The organism is Nocardioides sp. NPDC092400, from assembly GCF_040684155.1.
In the GTDB taxonomy this organism is placed as follows: Bacteria; Actinomycetota; Actinomycetes; order Propionibacteriales; family Nocardioidaceae; genus Nocardioides.
Genome location: NZ_JBFBFJ010000007.1, coordinates 1 through 24,980, shown reverse-complemented (window position 1 = coordinate 24,980; position 24,980 = coordinate 1). Strand labels below are relative to the sequence as shown.

The window sequence follows — 24,980 nt, the reverse complement described above, 5'->3', positions numbered from 1 at the left end:
GACATGACCGACTCCAGCACCGCGAAGCAGACCAACCCCGCGGCCGCCGCGCTGATCGAGCGGTCCAACCGCCTCGGCGCGGACCCCAAGAACACCAACTACGCGGGCGGCAACACCTCCGCCAAGGGCACCGAGACCGACCCGGTGACCGGCGAGCCGGTCGAGCTGCTGTGGGTCAAGGGCTCCGGCGGCGACCTCGGCACCCTCCGGGAGCCCGGCCTCGCCGTGCTCCGCCTGGACCGGATGCGCGCCCTCGTCGACGTCTACCCCGGCATCGACCGCGAGGACGAGATGGTCGCGGCCTTCGACTACTGCCTGCACGGCAAGGGCGGCGCCGCGCCGTCGATCGACACCGCCATGCACGGGCTCGTCGACGCCGCGCACGTCGACCACCTGCACCCCGACTCCGGCATCGCGATCGCGACCGCCGCCGACGGCGAGGCGCTCACCAAGGAGATCTTCGGCGGGAAGGTCGTCTGGGTCCCGTGGCGCCGACCGGGCTTCCAGCTCGGCCTCGACATCGCCGCGATCAAGGCGGCCAACCCCAACGCGGTCGGCTGCATCCTCGGCGGCCACGGCATCACCGCGTGGGGCGAGACCAGCGAGGAGGCCGAGGCCCGCTCGCTGTGGATCATCGACACCGCGGCCGACTACATCGCCGAGAACAGCGCGGCCGAGCCGTTCGGCCCCGCGCTGGAGGGGTACGCCGCGCTGCCGGACGCCGAGCGCCGCGCCAAGGCCGCCGCCCTCGCCCCGACCATCCGGGGCATCGCCTCGGCGGACCGGCCCATGGTCGGCCACTTCACCGACGCCGACGTCGTCCTGGACTTCCTCGCGCACGCCGAGCACCCGCGGCTGGCCGCGCTGGGCACCTCCTGCCCCGACCACTTCCTGCGCACCAAGGTCAAGCCGCTCGTGCTGGACCTGCCCGCGGGCGCCTCGGTCGAGGACAGCATCGCCCGGCTCCAGGAGCTCGCGGTGTCCTACCGCGAGGACTACCAGGCCTACTACGACCGGCACGCGACCCCGGACAGCCCGGCGATCCGCGGCAAGGACCCGCTGATCGTGCTGGTGCCCGGCGTCGGCATGTTCTCCTTCGGCAAGGACAAGCAGACCGCGCGCGTGGCCGGCGAGTTCTACGTCAACGCCATCAACGTGATGCGCGGGGCCGAGGGCCTCTCGACGTACGCGCCGATCGACGAGGCGGAGAAGTTCCGCATCGAGTACTGGGCGCTGGAGGAGGCCAAGCTCCAGCGGATGCCGAAGCCCAAGCCGCTCGCCACCCGGATCGCGCTGGTCACCGGTGCCGCCGGCGGCATCGGCAAGGCCACCGCCAAGCGGCTCGCCGCCGAGGGCGCCTGCGTCGTCGTCGCCGACCTGTCGCTGGAGAAGGCCGAGGCCGCCGCGGCGGAGATCGGCGGCCCGGACGTGGCCGTCGGCGTCGCCGCGGACGTCAGCAAGGCCGACGCCGTCCAGGCCATGGTCGACGCGGCCGTGCTCGCCTTCGGCGGTCTCGACCTGGTCGTCAACAACGCCGGGCTCTCGCTGTCCAAGGCGCTGCTCGACACGACCGAGGCCGACTGGGACCTGCAGCACGACGTGATGGCCAAGGGCTCGTTCCTGGTGTCCAAGGCGACCGCGAGGGTGATGGTCGAGCAGGAGATGGGCGGCGACATCGTCTACATCTCCAGCAAGAACTCGATCTTCGCCGGCCCCAACAACATCGCCTACTCCGCCGCGAAGGCCGACCAGGCCCACCAGGTGCGCCTGCTCGCCGCCGAGCTGGGCGCCCACGGGATCAAGGTCAACGGCGTCAACCCCGACGGCGTCGTCCAGGGCTCGGGCATCTTCGCCAGCGGCTGGGGAGCCAACCGGGCCGCGGTCTACGGCGTGGAGGAGAAGGACCTGGGCAAGTTCTACGCCCAGCGCACCATCCTCAAGCGCGAGGTGCTGCCGGAGAACATCGCCAACGCGGTGTTCGTCCTGTGCACCTCCGACCTGTCGCACACCACCGGCCTGCACGTGCCGGTCGACGCCGGCGTCGCCGCCGCGTTCCTGCGGTGACGGCTCCGACCCGGCCGGTGCGCGTCGCGGCCGTCGACCTCGGGGCCACCAGCGGCCGCGTGATGGCCGGCCGGGTCGGGCCGCGCTCGCTCCACCTGGAGGAGGTGCACCGCTTCCCCAACGGGGGAGTGCGCGCGCACGGCTCGCTGTTCTGGGACGTGCTCGGCATCCACCGCGAGCTGCTCGCGGGTGTCCGGGAGGTGGCCCGCACCGGGCCGCTCGACGGCATCGGCATCGACTCCTGGGCGGTCGACTACGGCCTGCTGGACCGCGACGGCCACCTGCTCGGCAACCCCTACAGTCACCGCGACGCGCGCTCCGACGGTGTCGCGGCGCGGGTGCTGCAGCAGGTGGGCGCGGCGGAGATGTACGCGACGACGGGCCTCCAGCAGCTGCCGTTCAACACCGTCTACCAGCTGGTCGCGGCCCGGGGGACCGCGGCCCTCGAGGCGGCCGAGACGCTGCTGCTGCTGCCGGACCTGCTCGGCTACTGGCTGACCGGGAACGTCGGCGCCGAGCGCACCAACGCCTCCACCACCGGGCTGTACGACGTCCGCTCGGGCGGCTGGGCCACCGACCTCGCCGCCCGGGTCGGCCTGCCGTGGGCGGTCCTGCCGCCGCTGCGCGACCCCGGCGACCTGGTCGGCCGGGTCCTGCCCGAGGTGGCCGCCCAGCTCGGGACCACCACCGACCTGCCGGTGGTCGCGGTCGGCTCGCACGACACCGCCTCCGCGGTCGTCGGCGTGCCGGCCACCGAGGACGACTTCGCCTACATCTCCTCCGGCACATGGTCGCTGGTCGGGCTGGAGCTGGACGAGCCGGTGCTCACCGAGGCGGCCCGGCTGGCCGACTTCACCAACGAGGGCGGCGTCGACGGGACCGTGCGGTTCCTCAAGAACGTCATGGGCATGTGGGTGCTCTCGGAGTCGGTCCGCGCCTGGGCCGACGAGCGGATCGCCGGCGCCGACCTGCCCTCCCTGCTGGCCGGCGCCGCCGACGCCCCGGCCCTGCGCACCGTCGTGGACATCAACGACCCGCGCCTGCTGCCCCCCGGCACCTCCGCCGCCACGAGCATGCCGGCACGGATCGCCCGGCTCGCCGAGGAGGCCGGCGAGCCCGTCCCGCGCACGCCGGTCGCGGTGACCCGGTGCATCCTCGACAGCCTCGCCCTGGCCTACCGCCGCCACCTGCGCGTCGCGGCAGACCTCGCCGGCCGGGCGCCGACCGTCGTGCACGTGGTCGGCGGCGGCTCGCAGAACCACCTGCTCTGCCAGCTCACCGCCGACGCCACCGGCCTGCCGGTGCTCGCCGGGCCGTCGGAGGCCGCGGCGCTCGGCAACGTGCTGGTGCAGGCCCGCTCGCTGGGGGCCGGGCTGCCGGACCTGGCCGCCATGCGCGACCTCGTGCGGCGTACCCACGAGCTCCACCGCTTCGAGCCGCGCCCGGGGCTCGACTGGGACGGCGCCGAGGCGCGCGTCACCAGCGCCTGACCCCGCCGGGCACCTCCCCCCACCCCTCACCTCTCGGAGAACCATGAGCCAGCCCCCCACACTCGCCGTCCGCCGTCGTTCGCTCTTCGGTGCCGCCGCCGCGGCCGCCGGTGTCGCGGCCCTCGCCGACCCCCTCGCCTCCGCCGCCTCGGCGGCGCCCGGCAAGCCGCACCCGGGCTCCCTGCCCCGGGACCTGGTCCGCGCGTTCGCCGAGCCCGGCACCGGGACGGCCGCGGGCTTCCGCTGGTGGTGGCCGCACGGCCTCGTCGACCCGCGCGAGGTCGCCCGCGAGGTCGACCAGGTCGCCGACGCCGGCTTCGGCATCCTCGAGGTCGCCGACGTCACCCACTCGCTGCGGGCGCGCGACATAGAGATCGACCTCGAGCGCCACGGCTGGGGGAGCCCCTCGTGGGTCGCGGGCGTCAAGGCCGCGCTCGAGCGGGGCGCGAAGCGCGACGTGCGCATCGACATCACCGTCGGTCCGTCCTGGCCCGCCGCCGTCCCCACGATCACCCCCGACGACGACGCCGCCTGCACCGAGCTCGCCCACGGGCGCGCCGACGTCGCGGCCGGCTCGTCGTACGACGGCCCGGTCCCCGAGCCGGCTGTGCCGGCCGCGAGCGCCGCCACCCGCCGCGAGCTGGTCGCCGTCCAGGCCTTCCGGGACCTCGGCACGGTCAAGGCCGTCACGACCCTCGACCGGTCCTCGCTGGTCGACCTCACCGATCAGGTCCGCGACGGGCGGCTCACCTGGACCCCGCCCGCCGACGGTGCCTGGACCGTGCTGTCGTACTGGCGCCGCGGCTCCGCGCAGGAGCCCGAGGCGGGTCCGCACACCAACCCGCGCTCGTGGGTCGTCGACCACTTCAGCGCCGCCGGCTCCGACGCCGTCGTCGAGCTGTGGCAGGACCGCGTCCTCGACAAGGAGATGCGCCGCCTGCTGGCCGAGGCCGGCGGCTACCTCTTCGAGGACTCCCTCGAGATCGAGACCGACGCGACGATCTGGACGCCGCGCATGCTCGCGGAGTTCCGCGAGCGGGCCGGCTACGACCTGCTCCCGCACCTGCCCGCCGTCGTCGAGGCCCACGAGAAGTACCTGTTCGCCTTCACCGACGCCGTCGCCACCACGCGGGTGCGCGACGACTTCAACCAGGTGCTCAGCGACCTCTACCGCGACCACCACCTGCTGCCGCTGCAGCGGTTCGCGCGCAGCCTGGGCCTGGGGCTGCGGGTGCAGCCCTACGGGCTCGAGACCGACACCGTCGAGCACGCCGCCCTGCTCGACGTCCCGGAGACCGAGTCGCTGGGCTTCAAGAACCTCGACGACTACCGCGTCATGGCCGGTGGCCGGGACATGGCCGGCCACACGCTGCTCTCCTGCGAGGCGGCCTGCTACTTCGGCGCGGCCTACAACACCACGTGGGACCGTGCGCTGCAGACGCTCAACAGCATCTTCGCCGCCGGTGTGAACTCCGCCGTCCTGCACGGCTTCGCCTACGCCGACGCCCCGGGCGTCACCTGGCCGGGCTTCGCCGCGTTCTCGCCGTACTACGACGGTGCGGTGGGGTACGGCGAGGCCTGGGGCCCGCGGACCCCGCAGTGGCGGCACGTGCCCGACGTCGCGGCGTACCTCGCCCGCACCCAGCTGGTCCTGCAGACGGGCGTGCCGAAGTACGACGTGGTCTTCCTGCGGCAGAAGGGCTGGACCTCCACCGGAATCGGCGCCCCGTGGGCCACCAACGACGGCATCCCGCTCGGCTGGACCCACTCCTTCGCCACCCCGGCGCTGCTCGACCTCCCGCTGGCCACGGTCCGCGGGGGAGTGCTCGCGCCCGACGGGCCGGCGTACAAGGCCGTCGTCGTGGGTCCCGACCAGTTCCGCGGCCAGGAGCGCACCATCGCCGTGGCCACCGCGCGCCGGCTCCTCGAGCTGGGCCGCGCCGGCCTGCCCGTCGTGCTCCGCGGGGACTGGACGACCGCCGAGCCGGTCGGGCTGCCGCAGGACGGCGAGACCGCGGAGGTCCGGCGCCTGGTCGCCGAGCTCGCCGCCCTCCCGACCACGCGTGCCGCCGCCACCGACGCCGACATCCCGCTCGCCCTGGCCGCGCTCGGGGTGGTCCGCGACGTCGAGCACGAGCGCTCGACGGTGGCGCACGTGCGCCGGGTGGTCGGGGACACCGACCTGTACTACCTGGCCAACGCCAAGCACGCCGAGAACCGGCGCCTGGTGCGGGTCACCCAGGACGTCTGGCTCACCAGCACCCGCGGCGACGCGGTGCCGTACCTCCTCGACGCCTGGACCGGGACGATCACGCCGCTGGCGGCGCACGAGCGCCAGGGCCGGCGCGTCCGGGTCCGCGTCGACCTGCTCCCCGGCCAGTCGACCGTCGTCGCGCTCGGCGCGCCCCACCCGGGCGACCGCACCCCCGCCGTGGTCGCCTCGACCGGTGACGTGCGGCGCGACGACCGCGGACTCCTGCTGCGGGCGGCCACGCCCGGCCGGCACACCGCGACGCTCGCCGGCGGCCGGCAGGTGGCCACCGCGGTCGCCCGGGTGCACGAGCCGGTCGTCCCGGCCAGGTGGGAGCTGGTCGTCGAGGACTGGCAGCCGGGCCGGACGGCGACCGAGACCGTCCGGCCGCTGCGCCGCGCCGAGCTCACGACCCTCGTACCGTGGTCGCGCGTCCCGGGGCTGGAGGACGTCTCCGGCGTCGGCCGCTACCGCACCGTGGTCGAGCTCGACAGGTCCTGGGGGCCCGAGGACGGCGCCCTGCTCGAGCTCGGCGAGGTCAACGACACCTTCCGGGTGACCGTCAACGGCCGGGCGCTGCCGCCGTGCGACGTCCTCGACACCACCGTCGACCTGGGACACACGCTGCGAGCCGGTCGCAACGTGGTGGAGGTCGAGGTGGCGAGTACACTGATCAATCGTTTGCGCACCGTCACGCCCGAGGTGTACGGCGTCGCAGCGCGGCAGGACTACGGCCTCGTCGGCCCGGTCCGGCTCGTCCCCTACGTCGAGAGGAAGCTGACCACCTGATGGATCCCCACGGGAGTGCGAGGGTGGAGCCATGCGCGTCGCACTGATGGTCACCTGCGTCAACGACGCGATGTTCCCCGAGACCGGCAAGGCGGTCGTCCGGCTGCTGCGCCGGCTCGGGGTGGACGTGGAGTTCCCCGCGGCCCAGACCTGCTGCGCGCAGCCGATGGTCAACACCGGCTACCTCGACGAGGCCGTGCCGGTGGTGCGGACCTTCGTCGACGCGTTCGCCGGGTACGACGCCGTCGTGACCCCCAGCGGGTCGTGCGCGGGGTCCGCGCGGCACCAGCACGGCCTCGTGGCGCGCCGCTCCGGTGACGCCGGGCTGGCCGCCGCGGTCGCGGAGACCTCGCCGAAGGTCTACGAGCTGAGCGAGTTCCTCGTCGACGTGCTCGGCGTGGTCGACGTGGGCGCCTACTTCCCGCACACCGTGACCTACCACCCGACCTGCCACTCGCTGCGGATGCTCGGCGTCGGCGACCGGCCCCGGCAGCTGCTGGAGAACGTCCGCGGCCTGCGCCTGCTGGACCTGCCGCAGGCCGAGCAGTGCTGCGGCTTCGGCGGGACGTTCGCGGTCAAGAACGCCGACACCTCGGTGGCGATGGGCGCGGACAAGGCGCGCCACGTCCGCGAGACCGGTGCGGAGGTGCTGGTGGCCGGGGACAACTCCTGCCTGATGCACGTCGGCGGCGTGCTGTCGCGCCAGCAGGCCGGCGTACGCGTCGTGCACCTCGCCGAGATCCTCGCCTCGACCGAGGAGGGCGCGAGCGGACCGCCTGGTGGGGCCTCGGCTCATCCCGAGGTCGAGCTGGCACGGGGGGAGCAGCGGTGAGCGCGACGTTCGTCGGGATGCCGGCGTTCCCGACCGCCGCGCGGTCCGCGCTGGCCGACACCCAGCTGCGCCACAACCTGGCCCACGCCACCTCGACGATCCGCGCCAAGCGGGCCGCCGTCGTCGGCGAGGTCGAGGAGTGGGAGGAGCTGCGGCTCGCGGGCGCGGCGGTCAAGGAGGCCGCCCTCCGTGACCTCGACACCCACCTGGTGCGGCTCGAGGAGTCGCTGACCGCCCGCGGCGCGACGGTCCACTGGGCCCGCAACGCCGCGGAGGCCAACGAGATCGTCGCCCGGGTCGCCCGCGACCACGGCGCCGACGAGGTCGTGAAGGTCAAGTCGATGGCCACCCAGGAGATCGGCCTGAACGAGGCGCTGGCCGAGCACGGCATCGCCGCGTGGGAGACCGACCTCGCCGAGCTCATCGTGCAGCTCGGCGACGACCTGCCCAGCCACATCCTGGTCCCGGCGATCCACCGCAACCGGGCCGAGGTGCGCGAGATCTTCCTGCGCGCGATGGGCGAGGTCGGGCGACCGGCGCCGGCCGACCTCACCGACGAGCCGGCCGTCCTGGCCGGCGCCGCCCGGGAGCACCTGCGCGAGAAGTTCCTGCGCGCCAAGGTCGCGGTCTCGGGGGCGAACTTCGCGGTCGCCGAGACCGGCACGCTGGTCGTGGTGGAGTCCGAGGGCAACGGCCGGATGTGCCTGACCCTGCCCGAGGTGCTCATCAGCGTCGTCGGCATCGAGAAGGTCGTGCCGACGTTCGCCGAGCTCGACCCGCTGCTGCGGCTGCTGCCGCGGTCCTCGACCGGTGAGCGGATGAACCCCTACACCTCGACCTGGACCGGCGTCACGCCCGGCGACGGGCCGCAGGAGGTGCACGTCGTGCTGCTCGACAACGGGCGCACCCGGGCGCTGGCCGACGACGTCGGGCGGCAGGCGCTGCGCTGCATCCGGTGCTCGGCCTGCCTGAACGCCTGCCCGGTCTACGAGCGGACCGGGGGCCACGCCTACGGCTCGGTCTACCCCGGCCCGATCGGCGCGATCCTGAACCCGCTGATGAAGGGGACCGGCGACCCCCAGACCGACTCGCTGCCGTACGCCTCCTCGCTGTGCGGCGCGTGCTTCGAGGTCTGCCCCGTGCGCATCGACATCCCGGAGGTGCTGGTCCACCTGCGCTCGAAGGTGGTCGACAGCCACCGCGACGACACCGTCCCCAAGGCCGAGGCGGTGGCGATGAAGGCGGCGGCCTGGTCCTTCGGCGACAGCCGCCGGCTGGGCTGGGTCGAGAGGGCCTCCGGCGTCGCCGGGCGCCTGCTCACCCGCTTCGGACGCACGACGCTGCCGGGCGGCCGCTCCGCCGCCGGGCGCATCCCCGGCCCGGGTGCCGCCGCCTGGACCGGTGCGCGGGACCTGCCCGCGCCGCCGCGGGAGTCGTTCCGTGCGTGGTGGCGGCGGACCGATGGTGGCCGGGCCGATGGTGGCCGGGCCGATGGTGGCCGGGCCGATGGAGGACGCTCATGACCAGCGCACGCGACGAGATCCTGGGCCGGGTGCGCTCGGCGCTGGACGGGGTGGACCGGACGGCGCCCGAGGCCCCGGCGCCGCGGATCACTCCGGTGGCGGACCTGGTCGGGCACTTCGCCGACCGCGTCGAGCACTACCGCGCCGTCGTCGAGCGCTGCGCCCCCACCGACGTCGAGGCGACCGTCGCCGCCGCCCTCGCCCGGCACCTGCCGGGCGGGTCCGGCACGGTCGTCGTGCCGGCGGGCCTGTCGTTCGACGTGGCGGGTGCCGTGGTCGACACGGGCCACACCGCCCTGCAGCTCGACCGGGTCGACGCCGTGGTCACCGAGGCGGCGGTCGGCGTCGCCGAGACCGGCACGATCGTGCTGGACCACGGCCCCGGCCAGGGCCGGCGCGCGGTCACGCTGGTGCCCGACCGGCACGTGTGCGTCGTCCGCGCCGAGCAGGTCGTGCCCGACGTGCCCGACGCGCTCGCCCGGCTCGACCCGCTGCGCCCGATGACCTGGATCAGCGGCCCCTCGGCCACCAGCGACATCGAGCTCGACCGGGTCGAGGGCGTCCACGGCCCGCGCACCCTGCACGTGGTCGTCGTCGACCCCGCCTGACCCGCCCGGCGTCGTCGCTGGTGGCCGGGGGAGCGCCGCCGGCCGGGACGGCTCAGCCCATCGCGGACATGTCCATGTGCATGACCTCCCAGACGTGGCCGTCGGGGTCGCGGAAGGAGCCGCCGTACATCGGGCCCTCGCCGGTCCGCGCGTCGGCGTCGGTGGCGCCGGCCGCGGCGGCGCGGGTGCACAGCTCGTCGACCTCCTCGCGGCTCCCGGCGGCGAGGCAGACCAGCACCTCGGTGCCGCCCGCGGAGGTGGTGCCGTGGAAGGAGTGGAAGAACTCCTCCTGCAGCAGCATCGCGCTGCACTGCTCGTTGAGGACCAGGCACGCGGCCTTGCCGTCGCTGAACTGCTCGTCGAAGGTGAGGCCGAGAGCGGTCCAGAAGTCGCGTGCGCGCTGGACGTCGGCGACGGGGAGGTTCAGGAAGATCATGCGGCTCATCGGGGTCTCCTGCGGGTCGGGGTGAGTGGCTGCCGGAGGAGACCGTGGCCGGACGCCGGACTCATCGGCGGCCAGGGAGCGGGGATTCCGCTACCCTCCCCAACAAACAGTCACGCCTGACTGTTTGTTGCCCCCGGGAGTCCGCATGAGCGAGTCCGACCTGCCCACCCAGCCCGCCGGCTACCCGCGCGTGGTGCGCGCGTCCGCGGACGTCGCCGCGCCGCTCGCCCTGGCGCAGGGCCTGGTCGCCGACCTCTCGCAGTACGCCGCGTGGCTGAGCCTGCACGCGTCGTTCCGCGGGTCGCCGCCGGAGGTGGCCAGCGTGGGGGACACCTTCGAGGAGCAGGTCACCTTGATGGGGATCCCGGCCGACATCGCCTGGACCGTCGTCGCGGCCGACGACGGCCTGGTCGGCCTCGAGGGCACCGGCCCGATGGACCTGGTGCTCGGGCTGCGGACCAGCGTCACCGGCACCGACGGGTCGGTCCGCGTCGCGGTGGAGGCCGGCATCGGCGGGGACCCGGTCGAGGGCCCGCTCGGCGCGACGGTCGCGGCCAGCGTCGAGGAGGCGCTGACGGAGTCCGCGACCCGGTTCGCCGGGCTCGCCGCAGAGCTCGCCGCGGACCCGGCCGTGGCCGCGGGCGGCCGGTTCCCGCGCCGTACCGTCGTCCACGAGCGCACCGGCGCCCGCCTCGACCCCAGCACGCCGGTCCTCGTCGGCGTGGGGCAGGTCGCCCAGCGCGAGCCCGACCTCGGCGCGCCCGAGGACCCGGTCGCGCTCGCCGTCGAGGCGCTGCGCCGCGCGGGCGTGGACAGCGGCGCGGGCTCGGAGCTGCTGGCGGCGGCCGACGCGGTGTACGCCGTCGCGAGCGCGTCGTGGACCTACCGCGACGCCGCTGCCCTGGTCGCCGAGGCGCTCGGCGCGGAGCCGGGCGAGACCGCGATGTCCGCGCCGTACGGCGGCGACGCCGGCCAGGTCCTCGTCAACACCGCCGGCCAGGCGGTCGCCGAGGGGCGCGCCGACGTCGTGCTGGTCTGCGGCGCGGAGGCCGGCGCCACCCTCGCCGCGGCGCAGAAGCAGGGCATCGACCTCGACTGGCCGACCCAGCCCGCCGACGTGGCGCCCGACCGGGTGATCGGCAGCGACCGCGAGGCCAACAACGGGCCGGAGTCGGCGGCCGGCCTGACCGTGCCGGTCTACACCTACGCGCTGATGGAGTCCGCCGTGCGGGCGAAGGCCGGCGAGTCCCCCGAGGAGCACCTGCGCACCATCACGGGCCTGTGGTCGCGCCTCTCCGAGGTCGCCGCGGGCAACGAGCACGCCTGGCTCCCGAAGGCGTTCACGCCCGAGGAGCTCGCGACGCCCGGCGGCGGCAACCGGATGATCAGCGAGCCCTACCCGAAGCTGCTGTGCGCGAACCTCACCGTCGACCTCGCCGCCGGCGTCGTCGTCACCAGCGTCGCGGCCGCCGACGCGCTCGGCATCCCCCAGGACAAGTGGGTCTTCCTGCACGCCGGGGCCGCGGCGTACGACGAGTGGTTCGTCTCCGAGCGGCGCGACCTCGCAGCCTCGCCGGCGATCCGGGCGATCGGCGAGGCGGCGTTCGCGCACGCCGGCATCGGTCCCGACGACGTCGACCACGTCGACCTCTACTCCTGCTTCCCGGCGGCGGTGCAGATCGCGGCGGGCGAGCTCGGGTTCCCGCTCGACGACCCGCGGCGGCCGCTGTCGGTGACCGGCGGGCTGACCTTCGCGGGGGGCCCGGGGAACAACTACGGCACCCACGCGGTCGCGACGCTCGTCGGCCGGCTGCGCGAGGACCCCGAGGCCTACGGGCTGTCGACCTCGCTCGGCTGGTTCGTGACCAAGCACGCGCTGGGCATCTACTCCGCGACGCCGCCGCGCGCGCCGTACCGCGCGCTCGCCCCGGTCCTGCTCCCCGAGCGCTCCCGCCCGGCGCTGGACACCTGGTCCGGTCCGGGCGTCGTGGAGGCGGCGACCGCGCAGTACGACCGGTCGGGTGCGCCCGAGCACGCGATCCTCAGCGTGCTGACCCCCGACGGCTCCCGGGTGCTGGTGCGCTCCGCACAGCCCGAGGTGCTGAAGCAGGTCGTGGGCGGCGACCCGCTGCGCCGCCCGGTCGAGGTGGCCGACGCCAAGAACGTGCGCTTCACCGGCGCCGAGCGCCACGAGCTGCCCGAGCCGCCGGAGCCGCCGCTGCTGACCGAGCGCCGCGGCCCGGTGCTGGTCATCACGATCAACCGCCCCCACCGCCGCAACGCCATCGACCTGCAGACCGCCCAGCTGCTCGAGCGGGTCATCGACGCCTTCGAGGCCGACGACGAGGCGCGGGTCGCGGTGCTGACCGGGGCGGGCGGGACGTTCTCGGCCGGGATGGACCTCAAGGCCGCGGCGGGCGGCTCGTTCGCGCTGACCGACCGGCGCGGGCCGCTCGGCATCGCCGGGCTGCCGATCAGCAAGCCGGTCATCGCCGCGGTGGAGGGGCACGCGCTCGCCGGCGGCTGCGAGCTGGCCCTGGTCGCCGACCTGATCGTGGCCGCCGACGACTCCCAGTTCGGCGTCCCGGAGCCCAAGCGGGGGCTCGTGGCGGCCGCCGGCGGCGTCATGCGGCTGGCCGAGCGGCTGCCCCGGAACGTCGCCATGGAGCTCGCGCTCACCGGCAACCCGATGCCGGCGACGCGGATGGCCGAGCTCGGCCTCGTCAACCGGCTGGCCGCGCCCGGCGCCGTCCTCGACACGGCGCTCGCCCTGGCCGACGAGATCGTCGCCAACGCCCCGCTCTCGGTCGCCGCGAGCCGCCGGATCGTGCTCGAGTCGCCCGGCTGGTCGCCCGAGGAGGCCTTCGCCCGGCAGAGCGACCTCGCGGCCGTCGCGGTCATGTCCGAGGACGCCGCCGAGGGCATCGCCGCCTTCGCCGAGCACCGCGACCCGGTGTGGCGGGGCCGCTGACCGCGGCTGCGGCGTACGGGCTCATGTAACGCGCCGTTCGGTGCACTACCCGCACGTTGCAACGGGTGGGTAGATCACCGAACAGCGCGTTACATGCCGCGACACCCGCCCGCCGGCCCCGCCGGACCGGTCACGACCACGCCTCGACGGCCCGCTCCAGGTTCACCCACACAGCAGCCGCGGACAGGTGCTTGTCATCGGTGGTGGCGAGCCGGGCGACGAGCAGGCCGAGCTCCTCGACGGCACGTTCGGCGTCGGCGGTGGGGACGGTGGCGGCGTCCTCCTCGCGCGGGTCCTCCTCGGCGCTGCGCAGCATCGTCGCCACGGCGCGCATCGCCCGGGCCATCGTGTCGCGCAGGTCCTGCGACGGCTCGTCGTCGCGGTGCACGGCGGCGCGCTGGTCGGTGACGAGCGCGGAGACCTCGTCCACGCAGCCGGCCAGCCGTTCCAGCGCCCGCGCCTGGTCGTAGCGCCGGTCCGCGGTCTGGGTCCAGTGGCCGGCGCGCCAGTTCGCCCGCCGCGCGTCGTTGGCCTCGGCGACGAGCGCCCGCAGCTCCTCGACGTGCGGCTCGAGCCGGCGGCGCTGCTCCTCCCAGAACGAGGTGTCGAGCAGCTCCTCGGCGAGCAGGCCGTCGGCCAGGCCGTCCAGCTCGTCGGCGAGCCGGTGGCGCAGGCGCGCCTGGGCCCGCGCCACGGGGGCGAGCGGCAGCTGCGGGACGAGCGCGTTGACGACGGTCGCCACGACGGCGCCGAACGCCGTCAGGCCGACGTACGCCGCGACGTACGCCTCCGGGTCGTGGCCGCCGATGATCAGCACGAACAACGCCGCGACCAAGACCCAGCCACCCATCGCGCCGAGCAGCCGGATCCCGGCGAGCAGCGTCGCGACCGCGATGGTCAGGGTCAGCGCGAGCCAGCCGGGGGCGTCGAGGAGGCCGGCCCCGGCGGCGATGAGGGCGCCGAGCGCGATCGCGCCGACGGCCTGGACGGAGGTGCGGATGGAGCCGGCGACCGTCGTCGACATCACGGCGGCGGCGCCCATGGGCGCGTAGTAGGGGTAGTCGCCGATCGGGCCGTCGAGCGGTTGCACGAGCAGCCAGGCGGCGCCCGCGGCGAGAGCTGTCTTGACCGCCAGGAGCCATCGGGGGTGCTCCCAGGAGGCGGTCCGCAGTCGTCGCCAGGGGTGGGCGGCGGGGGAGGGGGACATCGTCTGGCCCCGTACCCGCTCCACCAACGCGCGTCACCCCCTGGGGTGAGCATGGTCACAGGCGCCGGCAGGCACCGTAGGAGCATGGACATGGGGCTGGCCTCGAGCGGAGCTGGGACGGTCGCGCTGCGGACCGTCGAGCGCGGGGAGCGGCGCGACCGTCCCGCCTTCTGGTACGACGACGCGGGGACGCCACGTGACGACGTCGAGGCCGTGGCCGCGGTGCTGGCCGACCAGGGCTACGACCTGGACGCGATCGCCGGCTGGTTCACCGAGCCGAACCCCGGGCTCCCCGGCCGTGCGGCACCGGTCGACCTGCTGCCCGCCCACGTCGGCCGCGTCCTCGCGCTGGCCGGCTCCGACCGGCCCTGCGGCACCTGACCCGGGTGGCCCGGCCACGCCGCTGACGGCTCCGCCGGGTCTGCGACCGGCCGGGGCGGGGGACCGAGCGGCGGAGATGCCGACGACGTACCCAGGCCACCTGTTCCTCGTCCGCGGCCGCATCGAGACGGTCGTCCACGACGCCGCCGTCGTGCCCACGAACGACTCCGGCGAGGTCGCCGACAGCTGGCGCCCCGTGCTCGACGGCGGCCCGTCGGTCTGGTTCGTCAGCGTCGGCTCCGGTGACGGCGTCCCGCCCGCGGAGCTGGTACGCCGCGTGCTGGCCGTCGTCGAGGAGGTGGCGGCCAGCGACCTCCCGCCGGCCGGCGGACGGGTCAAGCCCGTGCTCGCGGTGCCGGTGCTCGGCCTCGAGGGCGGCGGCCACGACCGGGACCGCGGCGAGGTGCTCCAGGAGCTGCTGGCCGGGCTGCTCGACGCCGTGCAGCGGGTCGACCTCGACGTCGCCGTCGTCGTCCCGGACGCCGCGGTGCACGCCGCGGCCCAGCACGTCCGGGCCGGCCTGGCGGCGCCGCCGCTCGAGGAGGGGCTGGCCGCCGAGGCCGACCGGCTCGGCGCCCTCGCCCGTCGCGGGGACCTCGCGCTGTTCCTGGGGGCCGGCGTCAGCGTCCCGGCCGGCCTGCCGTCGTGGGGCCGGATGCTGCGGCTGCTCGCCGAGCGCACCGGCGGGCACGACGGCCCGGCGGTCGACCGGCTCACCCTCCTCGACCGGGCGCAGCTCCTCGAGCAGCGGGTGCCCGACCTCGGCGAGCGGGTCGCGGAGCTGTGCGGGGGTGCGGAGCGCGGGTCGCTGGCCCACGGGCTGCTGGCCGGCCTGGGGTGCCGGGCGACGGTGACGACGAACTACGACCGGCTCTACGAGACCGCCGTGCGTGCGGCCGGCGGGGACGTGGCGGTGCTGCCGTGGGCCAGCCCGCTCGAGGCGGCCGGCTGGGTGCTGAAGCTGCACGGCGACGTCGACCACCCCGAGAGCATCGTGCTGACCCGCCGCGACGTCGTCCGGTTCACCGCCGAGGTGGGGCCGACGGGGGCGATGCTGCAGAACCTCCTGCTCACCCGGCACCTGCTCGTCGTCGGCTCCTCGATGACCGACGACAACGTGGTCCGGCTGGCCCAGGAGGTCCAGGTGCACCGCGAGCAGCACGGCGTCGTCGGCGAGGTCGGCACGGTGCTCGACGTCGACGACGACGCCGCGCGCGGGCAGCTGTGGGGCGGGCAGCTGTCCTGGCTGACGCTCCCGGGCGGGCGGCTCGAGGAGCGGGCCCGGAACCTCGAGATCTTCCTCGACGCGGTCGCGGCACGCGCCTCCGACGACGCCCGGTGGCTGCTCGACCCCCGCTTCTCCGGCCTGCTCGACGAGGACGGGCAGGCCCTCGCCGCCGACGTACGACGCCTGCGGGCCGCGGCCGGCGAGCACGACGCGACCGGTGCCTGGCGCCCGCTGGTGGCCGCCCTCGACGCGCTGGGCGCCGGGGAGGAATGAGCGTCGTGCCCGTCGCGTAGGCTCCCGCCGCGGCACGGCGGAAGGAGGCCTGGTGGGCCAGCGGCGCGACCTGTTCGACGAGGGCACCCCCGTCGGGCGCCTGATGGCGCGCACGGACTGGTCCGCGACACCGGTCGGCGAGCCGGACACCTGGCCCGAGACGCTGCGGGTGCTGGTGCGCACGGCGCAGTCCTCGCGCTACCCGATGCTGATCCTCTGGGGCGAGCAGTTCACCCAGATCTACAACGACGCCTACTCCGCGCTCATCGGCGACCGCCACCCCGCCGCGATGGGCGGCGACTGCCGGGTGACCCTCTCGGAGGGCTGGCCCGTCCTCGGCCCGCTCATCGCCGAGGCCATGGCGACCGGGGTCGCGAGCTGGGTGCCGGCCCTGCAGCTGCTGCTCGAGCGGGCCGGCTACCGCGAGGAGGCGTACTTCAGCGTCAGCCACGCACCGGCCGAGGACGACGAGGGCGTGACCCGGGGCGTGCTCACGGTCTGCTCGGAGGTGACCGAGCAGGTGGTCGGCGAGCGGCGGCTGCGCCTGCTCCAGGCCGTCACGCTGGCCGACGACACCACCGTGCCCGTCGACGAGGTCGCCGGCCGGATCCTGGCCGCGGTCGAGGAGCGGCCCCTCGACGTGCCGTTCGTCGGTCTCTACCTGCGCTCGGGGGACCGCCTGCGCCGCGTCGCCGCCTCGATCGACGGCCTGCCCGAGGCGGCCGACCTGGCCGGGGACGACGACCCGTGGGGCCTCGGCGCCGCCGGCCGCGGCGCCGCCACGACCGTCGCGGTGCCGCCCGGCACGCAGGTCCTCGGCGGCGCGTTCTCCGAGCCGGTCACCGAGGCGGTGTCGATCCCGATCCCGTCGGCGGACCCCCGCACCCCGCTCGGCGTCCTGGTCGCCGGGGTCTCGCCGAGCCGGGCGCTCGACGACCTGTACCGCTCCTTCCTCGGTCTCCTCGCCCAGCAGGTCGGGACGGCGCTGCGCAACGCGCTGGCCTACGAGGAGGAGCGCGCCCGCGCGGAGGCGCTGGCCGAGCTGGACCGGGTGAAGACCGAGTTCTTCACCAACGTCAGCCACGAGTTCCGCACCCCGCTGACGCTGATGCTCGGACCGCTCGGCGACGCGCTGGAGGACCAGGAGGAACCGCTCGCTCCGGCGCAGCGCGACCGGGTCGGCACGGCCCTGCGGGCCTCGCGGCGGCTGCTCAAGCTCGTCAACAACCTGCTCACCTTCTCCTCCCTCGAGGCGGGGGCCGCCGCGAGCGAGCCCGAGGTCGTCGACCTGCCGGCGCTCACCTCCGACGTCGCCAGCGGCTTCCGGGCCGCGGTCGAGCGCGGCGGGCTGACCCTGGACGTCGCCTGCGCCGCCCTGCCGCCGACGCTCGTCGACCCGGTGCACTGGGAGACGATCGTGACGAACCTGCTCTCCAACGCGCTGAAGTTCACCTTCACCGGCGGCATCACGGTCCGGCTCGAGGGCGACGCGGAGGAGGTCCGGCTCGTCGTGGCCGACACCGGCGTCGGGGTCGCCGAGGAGGACCTGCCCCGGCTCTTCGACCGGTTCCACCGCGCCCGCGGCGCCCGCTCCCGCAGCCACGAGGGCTCGGGCATCGGCCTGGCGCTCGTCGGCGAGCTGGTGGCGCTGCACGGCGGCACGGTCGACGTCGACAGCCGGGTCGGCGCCGGCACGACCTTCACCGTGCGGCTGCCCGTCCGCTCCGCTCCGGCGCCGACCCGAGGTGCGCACGGCACGGACGGCAGGCCCGGCCCGTCCGGCCCGCGGCTGGCGGCCGCGGTCGAGGAGGCGGAGTCGTGGGTGTCGCTCGAGCGGTCCGCCGAGCCGGCCGGCCGGGCCGGCGACGTACCTCCCGGCGAGCGGACGCGCGTCCTGGTCGCCGACGACAACGCCGACATGCGCGAGCACGTCACCCGGCTCCTGGAGGGCGAGGGGTGGGAGGTGACGGCCGTGGCCGACGGCCGGGTGGCCCTCGACCTGGCCCTGCGCGAGGTCCCGGACCTGCTGCTGACCGACGTGATGATGCCCCGGCTCGACGGGTTCGAGCTGGTCCGGGCGCTGCGCGCGGACCCGCGCACCGCGACGCTCCCGATCGTCGTGCTCTCCGCGCGGGCCGGGGAGGGCGCGTCGGCCGAGGGCCTGGACCTGGGCGCCGACGACTACGTCGTCAAGCCGTTCGCCAGCTCCGACCTGCTCGCGCGGCTGCGCACCACCCTGCGCCTGGCCCGCCAGCGCACCCAGCACGTCGCGCAGCTGCGCGAGCTGGCCGACGCCGCGGCGCTGATCACCTCCGGCCGGCGGCTCGACGACGCCCTGGGCAGCCTGGTCGAGCAGGTCCGGGCGCTGCTCCCGGCCGACGAGGTGGTGCTGACGCTGGCCGCCGAGGACGGCGGGCCCGACGTGACCTTCCGCGCCGGTGCGCCGAGCGCGTCGGCCGAGCTGTTGTCGGCGACCGTGCGGGGCCGGGGCGACCACCGGCTCGGCACCCTCGAGGTCCGGCTGCCCGCCGCGGCGGCGCTGCGCCCGCAGAGCCGGGCCCTCCTGGAGCCGGTGACCCGCGTGCTCGCCGCGGTCGTCGAGGAGGGCTGGCACGCCGAGCGCGACGTGGTCGTCGCCTCCACGCTGCAGCGGGCCCTGCTGCCCGAGCGGCTCCCCGACGTCGCCGGGCTGCGGCTCGCCGCGGCGTACCGCCCCGCCGAGCGCTCGGTCCAGGTCGGCGGCGACTGGTACGACGTGCTCGCGCTGCCCGACGGCCGGGTCGCGCTGTGCATGGGCGACGTGGCCGGGCAGGGGCTGACCAGCGCGCTGGTCATGGGCCAGCTGCGGACCGCCGTCCGCGCCTACGCGCTGGAGGGGCTGAGCCCCACCGAGAGCGTCGCCGCCCTCGACGAGCTGATGGACCGGATGCCCGGTGCGTCGTTCACGACGATGTTCCTGGGTCACCTCGACGTCGTCTCCGGCACGCTGAGCTGGTGCAACGCCGGGCACCCGCCTCCGGTGCTGCTCGGCCCCGACGGCGGCGCGGAGCTGCTCGGCGGCGAGGTCACCCCGCCGCTCGGCGCGGCCTTCGGCCTGGCCCCGTCCGCGGGGAGCACGCAGGTGCCGGCCGGCGCGACCCTGGTCGCCTACACCGACGGGCTGGTCGAGGACCGCGCGACCCAGCTGGAGGGCGGCCCCGAGCGGCTCGTGCAGCTGCTCGCGAGCCGGGCGGGGGACGACGTGCACGCGATCGTCGACGACGTGCTCGGGCTGGTGGCCGGCCGGGAGCGCACCGACGACGTCGCGGTGCTGGTCCTGCAGCGACCGCCGGGCGCGCCGCCGCAGTCGGTGCTGGTGCCGATGGAGCTCGAGCTCGACCTCCCGCTGGCGCTCGAGGCCGCCGGCCGCGCGCGGCGCGAGGTCGGTCCCCGCCTGCTGGCCGCGGGGCTGACCGAGCGCGACGTGTTCGAGGTGCTGATCAGCCTCTCCGAGGCGGTCAACAACTCCGTCGAGCACGCCGTGGCGCCGACGCGCGACCGCGTGCTCGTCCGGGTCGAGGTCGACGACGTCCAGCGCCGGGTCCGCGTCGAGGTGCAGGACTTCGGCCGCTGGCGCGAGCGCCGGGCGAGCATGGACCGGGGCCACGGCGCCGCGCTGATGAGCGCCGCCGGCGAGGTCCGGGTGGTCCCGAGCGAGAGCGGCACGACCGTCGTCCTGGAGCGGTCGGTCTGATCGCCGGACGCGCGCGGCGCGACCGGGCAGGATCGGCCGGGTGACCACGCTGACGCCCCTCCCGCCCGGCGAGCACGGCCTGCTGGCCGCCCGGCCCGGCCCCGACCTCGCCGCGGCGGGGTACGTCGAGTCCGAGCTGGTCGCGAGCGGCACCGCCCGCTCGTGGAGCGCGGCCGAGCTGCCCCAGGACGGACGGTGGGCGCTGGCCGAGCGCGACCGCGCCGACTTCGCCACCCGGGTCGTGCTGCGCGCGCCGGCCGACCCGGCGACGTTCAGCGGCACCCTGCTGGTGGAGTGGCTCAACGTCAGCTCCGGCACCGACGCCGCCCCGGACTGGACCTACCTGGCCGAGGAGGTCGTCCGTCGCGGCCACGCCTGGGCCGGGGTCTCCGCCCAGCACATCGGCGTGATGGGCGGGGTCTCCGCGGTCGGGCTCGGAGCCCCGAGCGCGGGCCTGCGCGGGCAGGAGCGGTACGCCGCGCTGCACCACCCGGGCGACGCGTACGCCTACGACGTCTACACCGAGGTGGCCGGCGCGCTGGTGGACCACCTCGCCGGCGGGCCCGGCCCGGTCACCTGCCTGCTCGCGGTGGGGGAGTCGCAGTCGGCGTACGCGCTGACGACCTACGCCAACGGCCTTCAGCCGCTCACCGGCCGGTTCGACGGGTTCCTCGTGCACTCCCGCGGCGGCGCCGCGATGCCGCTGGGGGAGCCGGGCGCCGCGGTGGACATCGGCGTCTTCCGCTGCGACCCGCCGGTGCGCGTCCGCGACGACCTCGACGTGCCGGTCGTCATGGTGCAGACCGAGACCGACCTGACCGGCCGCCTGGCCTACCTGCCCGCGCGGCAGCCGGACGCCGACCGCGTGCGGCTGTGGGAGGTCGCGGGCACCGCGCACGCCGACAAGTTCCAGATCGGCGACTGCGAGCAGTACCTCGCCTGCCCGCGGCCGGTGAACCGCGGCCAGCAGGCCTACGTCGTCCGCGCGGCCGTCCGGCACCTCGAGGCGTGGGCGCGCGGCGGACCGGCCGCACCCGCGGCCGAGCGGCTCGAGGTCGAGGACGGCCGGTTCGTGACCGACGAGGTCGGCAACGCCCGCGGCGGGGTCCGCACGCCCGCGGTCGACGCGGCCGTGGAGGTGCTCTCCGGCGACACCGAGCCGGGCGCGCCGGTCATCTGCGAGCTGTTCGGCAGCACGCTGCCGGTCGAGCCCGAGCGGCTGGCGGCGGCGTACCCCGACGTGGCCGGCTACCTCGCGGCGTACGAGCGGGCGACCGACGCCGCGGTCGCGGCCGGGTTCGTCCTCGCCGAGGACCGCGACGAGGTGCTCGCCGAGGCCCGGCCCGACCTCGTCGAGGAGGCGCTGCGGGGGTGAGCCTCAGGTGGCCCAGCGGGGGACGATGAAGACGCCGTCGGCCTCGACGGTCACCCCGTCGGGGTCGCCGATCGTCGCGACGACGAACACCTTGCGTCCCTCCTCGCGGGCGATGCGGCTCTCGATCCGCACCGGCCCGAGCGGCGTGCTCCGGACGTAGCGCATGGTGAGCGTCCCGGTGAAGGTCACCCGCTTGAACGCGCTCGCCGTCTCGCCCATGACGTGGTCGAGCAGCATCGCGGCGACGCCGCCGTGGACCATGCCGGGCGGTCCCTCGTACGCCGCGCCGAGCACGGTCTCGGCGTGGGCCAGCCCGTCGGGCTCGTGGACGACCCGCAGCGGCGGCGCGACCGCGTTGCGCTGGCCGACCACGGCGTTGCCCCAGCTCCAGCTGCGGGCCTCGGAGTTGTAGCGGACGCCGGCGGGGCCGTCGAGCTGGCGGGCGCGCAACCGGGCGACGAGGGCGTCGACCTCCGCGCGGACCGCGTGCACCTCCTCGTCGTCGACGGTGGTGCGGATGGTGGCGTCGACGAGCTCGCGGACGCTGTCGGCGAGCGGCCGGTGCAGCGCCTCGAGCCGGTCGACCTCGGCGGTGGGGACGTCCTCGTGGACGAAGACCGGGTGGCTCACGCGTGCGCCGGGTGGACCGGGGTGATCGGCAGCGAGCGCCGCGGCTGGAACTCGAAGGAGGCGCCCGTGCTGATCCGGGTCACCGCGACCTCGTCGGGCTCCTCGGCCGGCTCCTCGCGGGTGACGACGGTGGCCGTCCAGTGCTCGGCGGTGCCCGTGACCTCGACGTCGAGGTAGGGGCTGACGGCGCGCACGGCCGCCTGCAGCGGACCGGTGCTGCCCGGGCCGACCAGCGTGACCCACGCGCTGTCCGCGTGCGCGGCCGACGGGGCGACGGTGACCGACCGGGTGCCGACCGACGCCTCGACGTACGCCGCCGGGTTGAGCAGCGGGTGCAGCCGGAGCACCTCGGTGGCGCCGTCGGCGTCGGCGGGCAGGTCGAGCGCGCGCCGGATCCGGTCCGCGGCGACACCGGCGATGCCGGTGAGCTGCTTGGTCGCGATGGTGCGGTGCTGGGCGGCGCCGGCCCCGTCGTCCCGGGTGCGCGCCCGCAGCGCGAGGAGGAACGCGAGGTTCAGCAGGTGCATCTGCAGGCAGACCTCGTCGGCGATCCGCACCAGCGCGGAGCGGCTGAAGGCGGTGAGGTCGAGGTCGGCGAGCAGCGGCCCGGCGTAGTCGGCCGCCCCCTCGTCGAGGGGGTCCACCGGGTCCAGCTCCGTGGTGGCCGCGCGGGAGCGCTCGACGAGGGCGAGGGCGGGGATGCCCTCGACCGGCGGGTACGACGGGTCGATCCGCACCGTCCAGGCGCAGTGCGGGGTGCGCCCGGCGGGGACCCGCGGGGGCCGGTGGACCGGTCGCACCTGCGCCCGCGGGTTCGTCGCGACGGCGGTGGCGTCGAAGGTCGGGTCCTCGATCGTGTGGCACATCGAGCGGACGTAGTCGGGGCCCATCGGCTCGACGTCCATCAGCGCGCCGCAGTGGTCGAGGTGGAACTCGCCGTGCCACCGGTCGTGGACGGTGTAGCGGAAGTCCATGAACTGCGGGGGAGCGCCGATGTCGAGCTGCAGGCCCTTGAAGATCGTCACGACGTCGCCCTCGCCGGGCTCCGCGGCGTACCCCAGCGCCCGCTGCATCCGGCGGGTGTAGACCGGCGAGGACGCCGCCCACTCCTCGATGGCGATCTGGGCCATCTCCTCGCGGCCGAACGCGGCGATGCACCACGCCATGCCCGAGCGGTCGATGAGCTGGCCGATCAGCAGCAGCTCGCGCACGAGCGTCGCGAGCTGGGCGCGCGAGAGGTCGGCGTACCGGCTGGTCATGCGGGCATCGTCAGCCACCACCGCCGAGGTGTCAACAGTGTTGACAGTTCGGACTCTTTGCCCGGAAACGGTTGACGTACGTCACACCAGGGGACATGTTGACGCGCGTCGAGTGATCTGGAACACGTTCCAGTTCGGTGGGAGCAGAAGCGAGCCGGAGGGCGAGGGCAATGGCGGAGAACGTGCAGCAGCTGGTGCGGGAGCGGGCCGAGGACGACGGGGTCGCGGTCAAGCACGGCGACCGCACCTGGACGTGGCGTGAGCACGTCGCGGAGGCCTCGGCGGAGGCGTCGGCGCTGCTGGGGCTCGTCGACCCCGAGCGCCCGGTCCACGTGGCGGTCCTGCTCGGCAACACCCCCGACATGCTGCGGTCGATGGCCGCGGCCGCCCTGGGCGGCTACGTCCTGTGCGGGGTCAACAACACCCGGCGCGGGGCCGGGCTGGCCGCCGACGTACGCCGCTGCGACGCGCAGGTGCTGCTCACCGACGCCGAGCACCGGCCGCTGCTCGAGGGGCTCGACCTCGACGGCGTGCGCGTGCTCGAGGTGGGCACGCCGGAGTACGACGAGCTCGTCGCCGGCGCCGGGCCGCTCGTGCCGCACCGCGAGGTCGAGGCGATGGACACCTTCATGATGATCTTCACCTCCGGGACGAGCGGTGACCCCAAGGCCGTGCAGGTGGCGCACCTGATGGTGCTCTTCGCCGGCATCACGCTCATCGACAAGTACGCCGTCACCGCGGACGACACCTGCTACCTCTCGATGCCGCTGTTCCACTCCAACGCGGTCCTCGCCGGGTGGTCGGTCGCGATCGGGTCCGGTGCCGCGATGGCGCCGGCGAAGTTCTCGGCCTCGCACTTCCTCGACGACGTGCGCCACTACGGCGCGACGTACATGAACTACGTCGGCAAGCCGCTCGCCTACGTCCTCGCGACGCCCGAGCAGTCCGACGACGCCGACAACCCGCTGCGGGTCGCCTTCGGCAACGAGGCCAGCGACCGCGACATCGAGGAGTTCTCGCGGCGGTTCGGCTGCACCGTCTGGGACGGCTTCGGCTCCACCGAGAGCGCGGTGATCATCACCCGCGAGCCGGGGACGCCCAAGGGCTCGATCGGCAAGGGCTTCGACGGCGTCGCGATCTACGACCCCGAGACCGTCACCGAGTGCGAGCCGGCGGTCTTCGACGAGCACGGCGCGCTGGCCAACGCCGACCGGGCCGTCGGCGAGCTGGTCAACACCCAGGGCGCCGGCTACTTCTCCGGCTACTACAACGACCAGGCGGCCAACGACGAGCGGATGCGCCACGGGATGTTCTGGTCGGGGGACCTGGCCTACCGCGACGCCGACGGCTGGATCTACCTCGCCGGCCGCACCGCGGACTGGATGCGGGTCGACGGCGAGAACCTCGCCGCCGCCCCGATCGAGCGGATCTTCCTTCGCCTGCCGCAGCTCAACCGGGTCGCGGTGTACGCCGTCCCCGACGGCAACGTCGGCGACCAGGTGATGGCCGCGATCGTGCTGCAGGACGACGCCGTGCTGACCCCGGCCGAGCTCGAGGCGTTCCTCGCCGAGCAGCAGGACCTCTCGCCGAAGGCCTGGCCGCGCTACGTCCGCGTCGCCCCCGACCTGCCCTCCACCGCCACCAACAAGGTCGTCAAGCGCGAGCTGATCGCCCAGGGCCCCACGCCCGGCGACGGCGAGCTGTGGGTGCGCGAGGAGCGAGGTCGCACCTACGCCCCCGCCGGCGCCCCCGTCCCCGCCTGACCCCGCGCCCTGCTGGTCGAGCAGGGAGGCGCGCCAGCGCCGAGCGTCGTCGAGACCCGGTGAGGTGCCCACGGTGCTGGGGACGGTCGCCGGGTCTCGACGACGGCTCGCTGGCGCTCGGGATAGGGAGAGCGGGGGGGGGGGAAAGAGTGTTGGGG

Annotated in this window: 16 protein-coding genes; 12 read left to right on the top strand and 4 right to left on the bottom strand. The window is 75.3% G+C overall.

The annotated features are described in order from the left end of the window. Positions 1-3 precede the first annotated feature (3 nt). Genes AB0N29_RS17785 through AB0N29_RS17760 form a run of 6 tightly spaced genes read left to right on the top strand, consistent with a single transcriptional unit; the run spans position 4 to position 9,557 of the window. On the top strand, positions 4-2,064 hold the full coding sequence (locus AB0N29_RS17785; RefSeq protein ID WP_364868750.1) for a bifunctional aldolase/short-chain dehydrogenase: 2,061 nt from the start codon (positions 4-6) through the stop codon (positions 2,062-2,064). Next, positions 2,061-3,554: a rhamnulokinase family protein gene (locus AB0N29_RS17780; protein WP_364868748.1), complete on the top strand. Its 1,494-nt coding sequence runs from the start codon at positions 2,061-2,063 to the stop codon at positions 3,552-3,554. The genes AB0N29_RS17785 and AB0N29_RS17780 overlap by 4 nt, the downstream gene beginning before the upstream one ends. A gap of 43 nt (positions 3,555-3,597) precedes the next feature. After that, positions 3,598-6,594 (top strand): glycosyl hydrolase, encoded by a 2,997-nt coding sequence (locus AB0N29_RS17775; RefSeq protein WP_364868746.1) that lies wholly within the window; start codon positions 3,598-3,600, stop codon positions 6,592-6,594. Between the two features lie 31 nt (positions 6,595-6,625). Next, positions 6,626-7,426, top strand: coding sequence for a (Fe-S)-binding protein (locus AB0N29_RS17770; RefSeq protein ID WP_302267525.1), 801 nt, complete (start codon positions 6,626-6,628; stop codon positions 7,424-7,426). Then, complete coding sequence (locus AB0N29_RS17765) at positions 7,423-8,949, top strand: lactate utilization protein B (protein ID WP_364868743.1); 1,527 nt, start codon at positions 7,423-7,425, stop codon at positions 8,947-8,949. The genes AB0N29_RS17770 and AB0N29_RS17765 overlap by 4 nt, the downstream gene beginning before the upstream one ends. Next, a complete protein-coding gene (locus tag AB0N29_RS17760) occupies positions 8,946-9,557 on the top strand; it encodes a lactate utilization protein C (RefSeq protein WP_364868741.1) in 612 nt (203 codons plus the stop codon). The genes AB0N29_RS17765 and AB0N29_RS17760 overlap by 4 nt, the downstream gene beginning before the upstream one ends. A 52-nt stretch (positions 9,558-9,609) precedes the next feature. Here AB0N29_RS17760 and AB0N29_RS17755 read toward each other — a convergent pair whose 3' ends face one another. Next, the gene (locus AB0N29_RS17755) at positions 9,610-10,002 is read right to left on the bottom strand and encodes a VOC family protein (RefSeq protein ID WP_364868739.1); all 393 of its coding nucleotides are present in this window, start codon (positions 10,000-10,002) and stop codon (positions 9,610-9,612) included. A gap of 145 nt (positions 10,003-10,147) precedes the next feature. Between AB0N29_RS17755 and AB0N29_RS17750 the strand changes: the two genes are divergently transcribed. Further along, positions 10,148-12,973: a crotonase/enoyl-CoA hydratase family protein gene (locus AB0N29_RS17750; protein WP_364868736.1), complete on the top strand. Its 2,826-nt coding sequence runs from the start codon at positions 10,148-10,150 to the stop codon at positions 12,971-12,973. A 130-nt stretch (positions 12,974-13,103) separates the two neighbouring features. Here AB0N29_RS17750 and AB0N29_RS17745 read toward each other — a convergent pair whose 3' ends face one another. Then, on the bottom strand, positions 13,104-14,180 hold the full coding sequence (locus AB0N29_RS17745; RefSeq protein ID WP_302267521.1) for a hypothetical protein: 1,077 nt from the start codon (positions 14,178-14,180) through the stop codon (positions 13,104-13,106). Between the two features lie 84 nt (positions 14,181-14,264). On the opposite strand from AB0N29_RS17745, the gene AB0N29_RS17740 reads away from it, so the two are divergent. The 4 genes from AB0N29_RS17740 to AB0N29_RS17725 all read left to right on the top strand — a co-directional run bounded on the left by AB0N29_RS17740 (position 14,265) and on the right by AB0N29_RS17725 (position 21,170). After that, positions 14,265-14,561: a hypothetical protein gene (locus AB0N29_RS17740; protein WP_302267520.1), complete on the top strand. Its 297-nt coding sequence runs from the start codon at positions 14,265-14,267 to the stop codon at positions 14,559-14,561. Between the two features lie 76 nt (positions 14,562-14,637). Beyond that, positions 14,638-16,062 (top strand): SIR2 family protein, encoded by a 1,425-nt coding sequence (locus AB0N29_RS17735; RefSeq protein ID WP_364868733.1) that lies wholly within the window; start codon positions 14,638-14,640, stop codon positions 16,060-16,062. 52 nt (positions 16,063-16,114) lie between these two features. Next, positions 16,115-19,795, top strand: a complete 3,681-nt coding sequence (locus tag AB0N29_RS17730) for a SpoIIE family protein phosphatase (protein WP_364868731.1) — start codon at positions 16,115-16,117, stop codon at positions 19,793-19,795. Between the two features lie 40 nt (positions 19,796-19,835). Continuing rightward, entirely contained in the window at positions 19,836-21,170 is a 1,335-nt protein-coding gene (locus tag AB0N29_RS17725) for an alpha/beta hydrolase domain-containing protein (RefSeq protein ID WP_364868729.1), read from the top strand. Between the two features lie 3 nt (positions 21,171-21,173). Here the strand turns inward: AB0N29_RS17725 and AB0N29_RS17720 are convergent, their stop codons facing one another. Beyond that, positions 21,174-21,800 carry a PaaI family thioesterase gene (locus AB0N29_RS17720; protein ID WP_364868727.1) on the bottom strand — a complete coding sequence of 209 codons (627 nt, stop codon included), beginning with the start codon at positions 21,798-21,800 and terminating at the stop codon, positions 21,174-21,176. After that, a complete protein-coding gene (locus AB0N29_RS17715) occupies positions 21,797-23,059 on the bottom strand; it encodes a hypothetical protein (RefSeq protein WP_364868724.1) in 1,263 nt (420 codons plus the stop codon). Before AB0N29_RS17715 ends, AB0N29_RS17720 begins: the two co-directional genes overlap by 4 nt. A gap of 170 nt (positions 23,060-23,229) precedes the next feature. Here AB0N29_RS17715 and fadD1 point away from each other — a divergent pair, with 170 nt between their 5' ends. Further along, positions 23,230-24,822, top strand: a complete 1,593-nt coding sequence (fadD1, locus tag AB0N29_RS17710; protein WP_364868722.1) for a fatty-acid--CoA ligase FadD1 — start codon at positions 23,230-23,232, stop codon at positions 24,820-24,822. Positions 24,823-24,980: the final 158 nt, after the last annotated feature.

Excerpts from the sequence above, each read along its gene's own strand:
- AB0N29_RS17745 (WP_302267521.1), bottom strand. The coding sequence starts at position 14,180 with ATGTCCCCCTCCCCCGCCGCCCACCCCTGGCGACGACTGCGGACCGCC.
- AB0N29_RS17775 (WP_364868746.1), top strand. The coding sequence starts at position 3,598 with ATGAGCCAGCCCCCCACACTCGCCGTCCGCCGTCGTTCGCTCTTCGGT.
- AB0N29_RS17750 (WP_364868736.1), top strand. The coding sequence starts at position 10,148 with ATGAGCGAGTCCGACCTGCCCACCCAGCCCGCCGGCTACCCGCGCGTG.
- AB0N29_RS17715 (WP_364868724.1), bottom strand. The coding sequence starts at position 23,059 with ATGACCAGCCGGTACGCCGACCTCTCGCGCGCCCAGCTCGCGACGCTC.
- AB0N29_RS17755 (WP_364868739.1), bottom strand. The coding sequence starts at position 10,002 with ATGAGCCGCATGATCTTCCTGAACCTCCCCGTCGCCGACGTCCAGCGC.
- AB0N29_RS17760 (WP_364868741.1), top strand. The coding sequence starts at position 8,946 with ATGACCAGCGCACGCGACGAGATCCTGGGCCGGGTGCGCTCGGCGCTG.
- AB0N29_RS17785 (WP_364868750.1), top strand. The coding sequence starts at position 4 with ATGACCGACTCCAGCACCGCGAAGCAGACCAACCCCGCGGCCGCCGCG.
- AB0N29_RS17770 (WP_302267525.1), top strand. The coding sequence starts at position 6,626 with ATGCGCGTCGCACTGATGGTCACCTGCGTCAACGACGCGATGTTCCCC.
- AB0N29_RS17740 (WP_302267520.1), top strand. The coding sequence starts at position 14,265 with ATGGACATGGGGCTGGCCTCGAGCGGAGCTGGGACGGTCGCGCTGCGG.
- AB0N29_RS17735 (WP_364868733.1), top strand. The coding sequence starts at position 14,638 with ATGCCGACGACGTACCCAGGCCACCTGTTCCTCGTCCGCGGCCGCATC.
- fadD1 (WP_364868722.1), top strand. The coding sequence starts at position 23,230 with ATGGCGGAGAACGTGCAGCAGCTGGTGCGGGAGCGGGCCGAGGACGAC.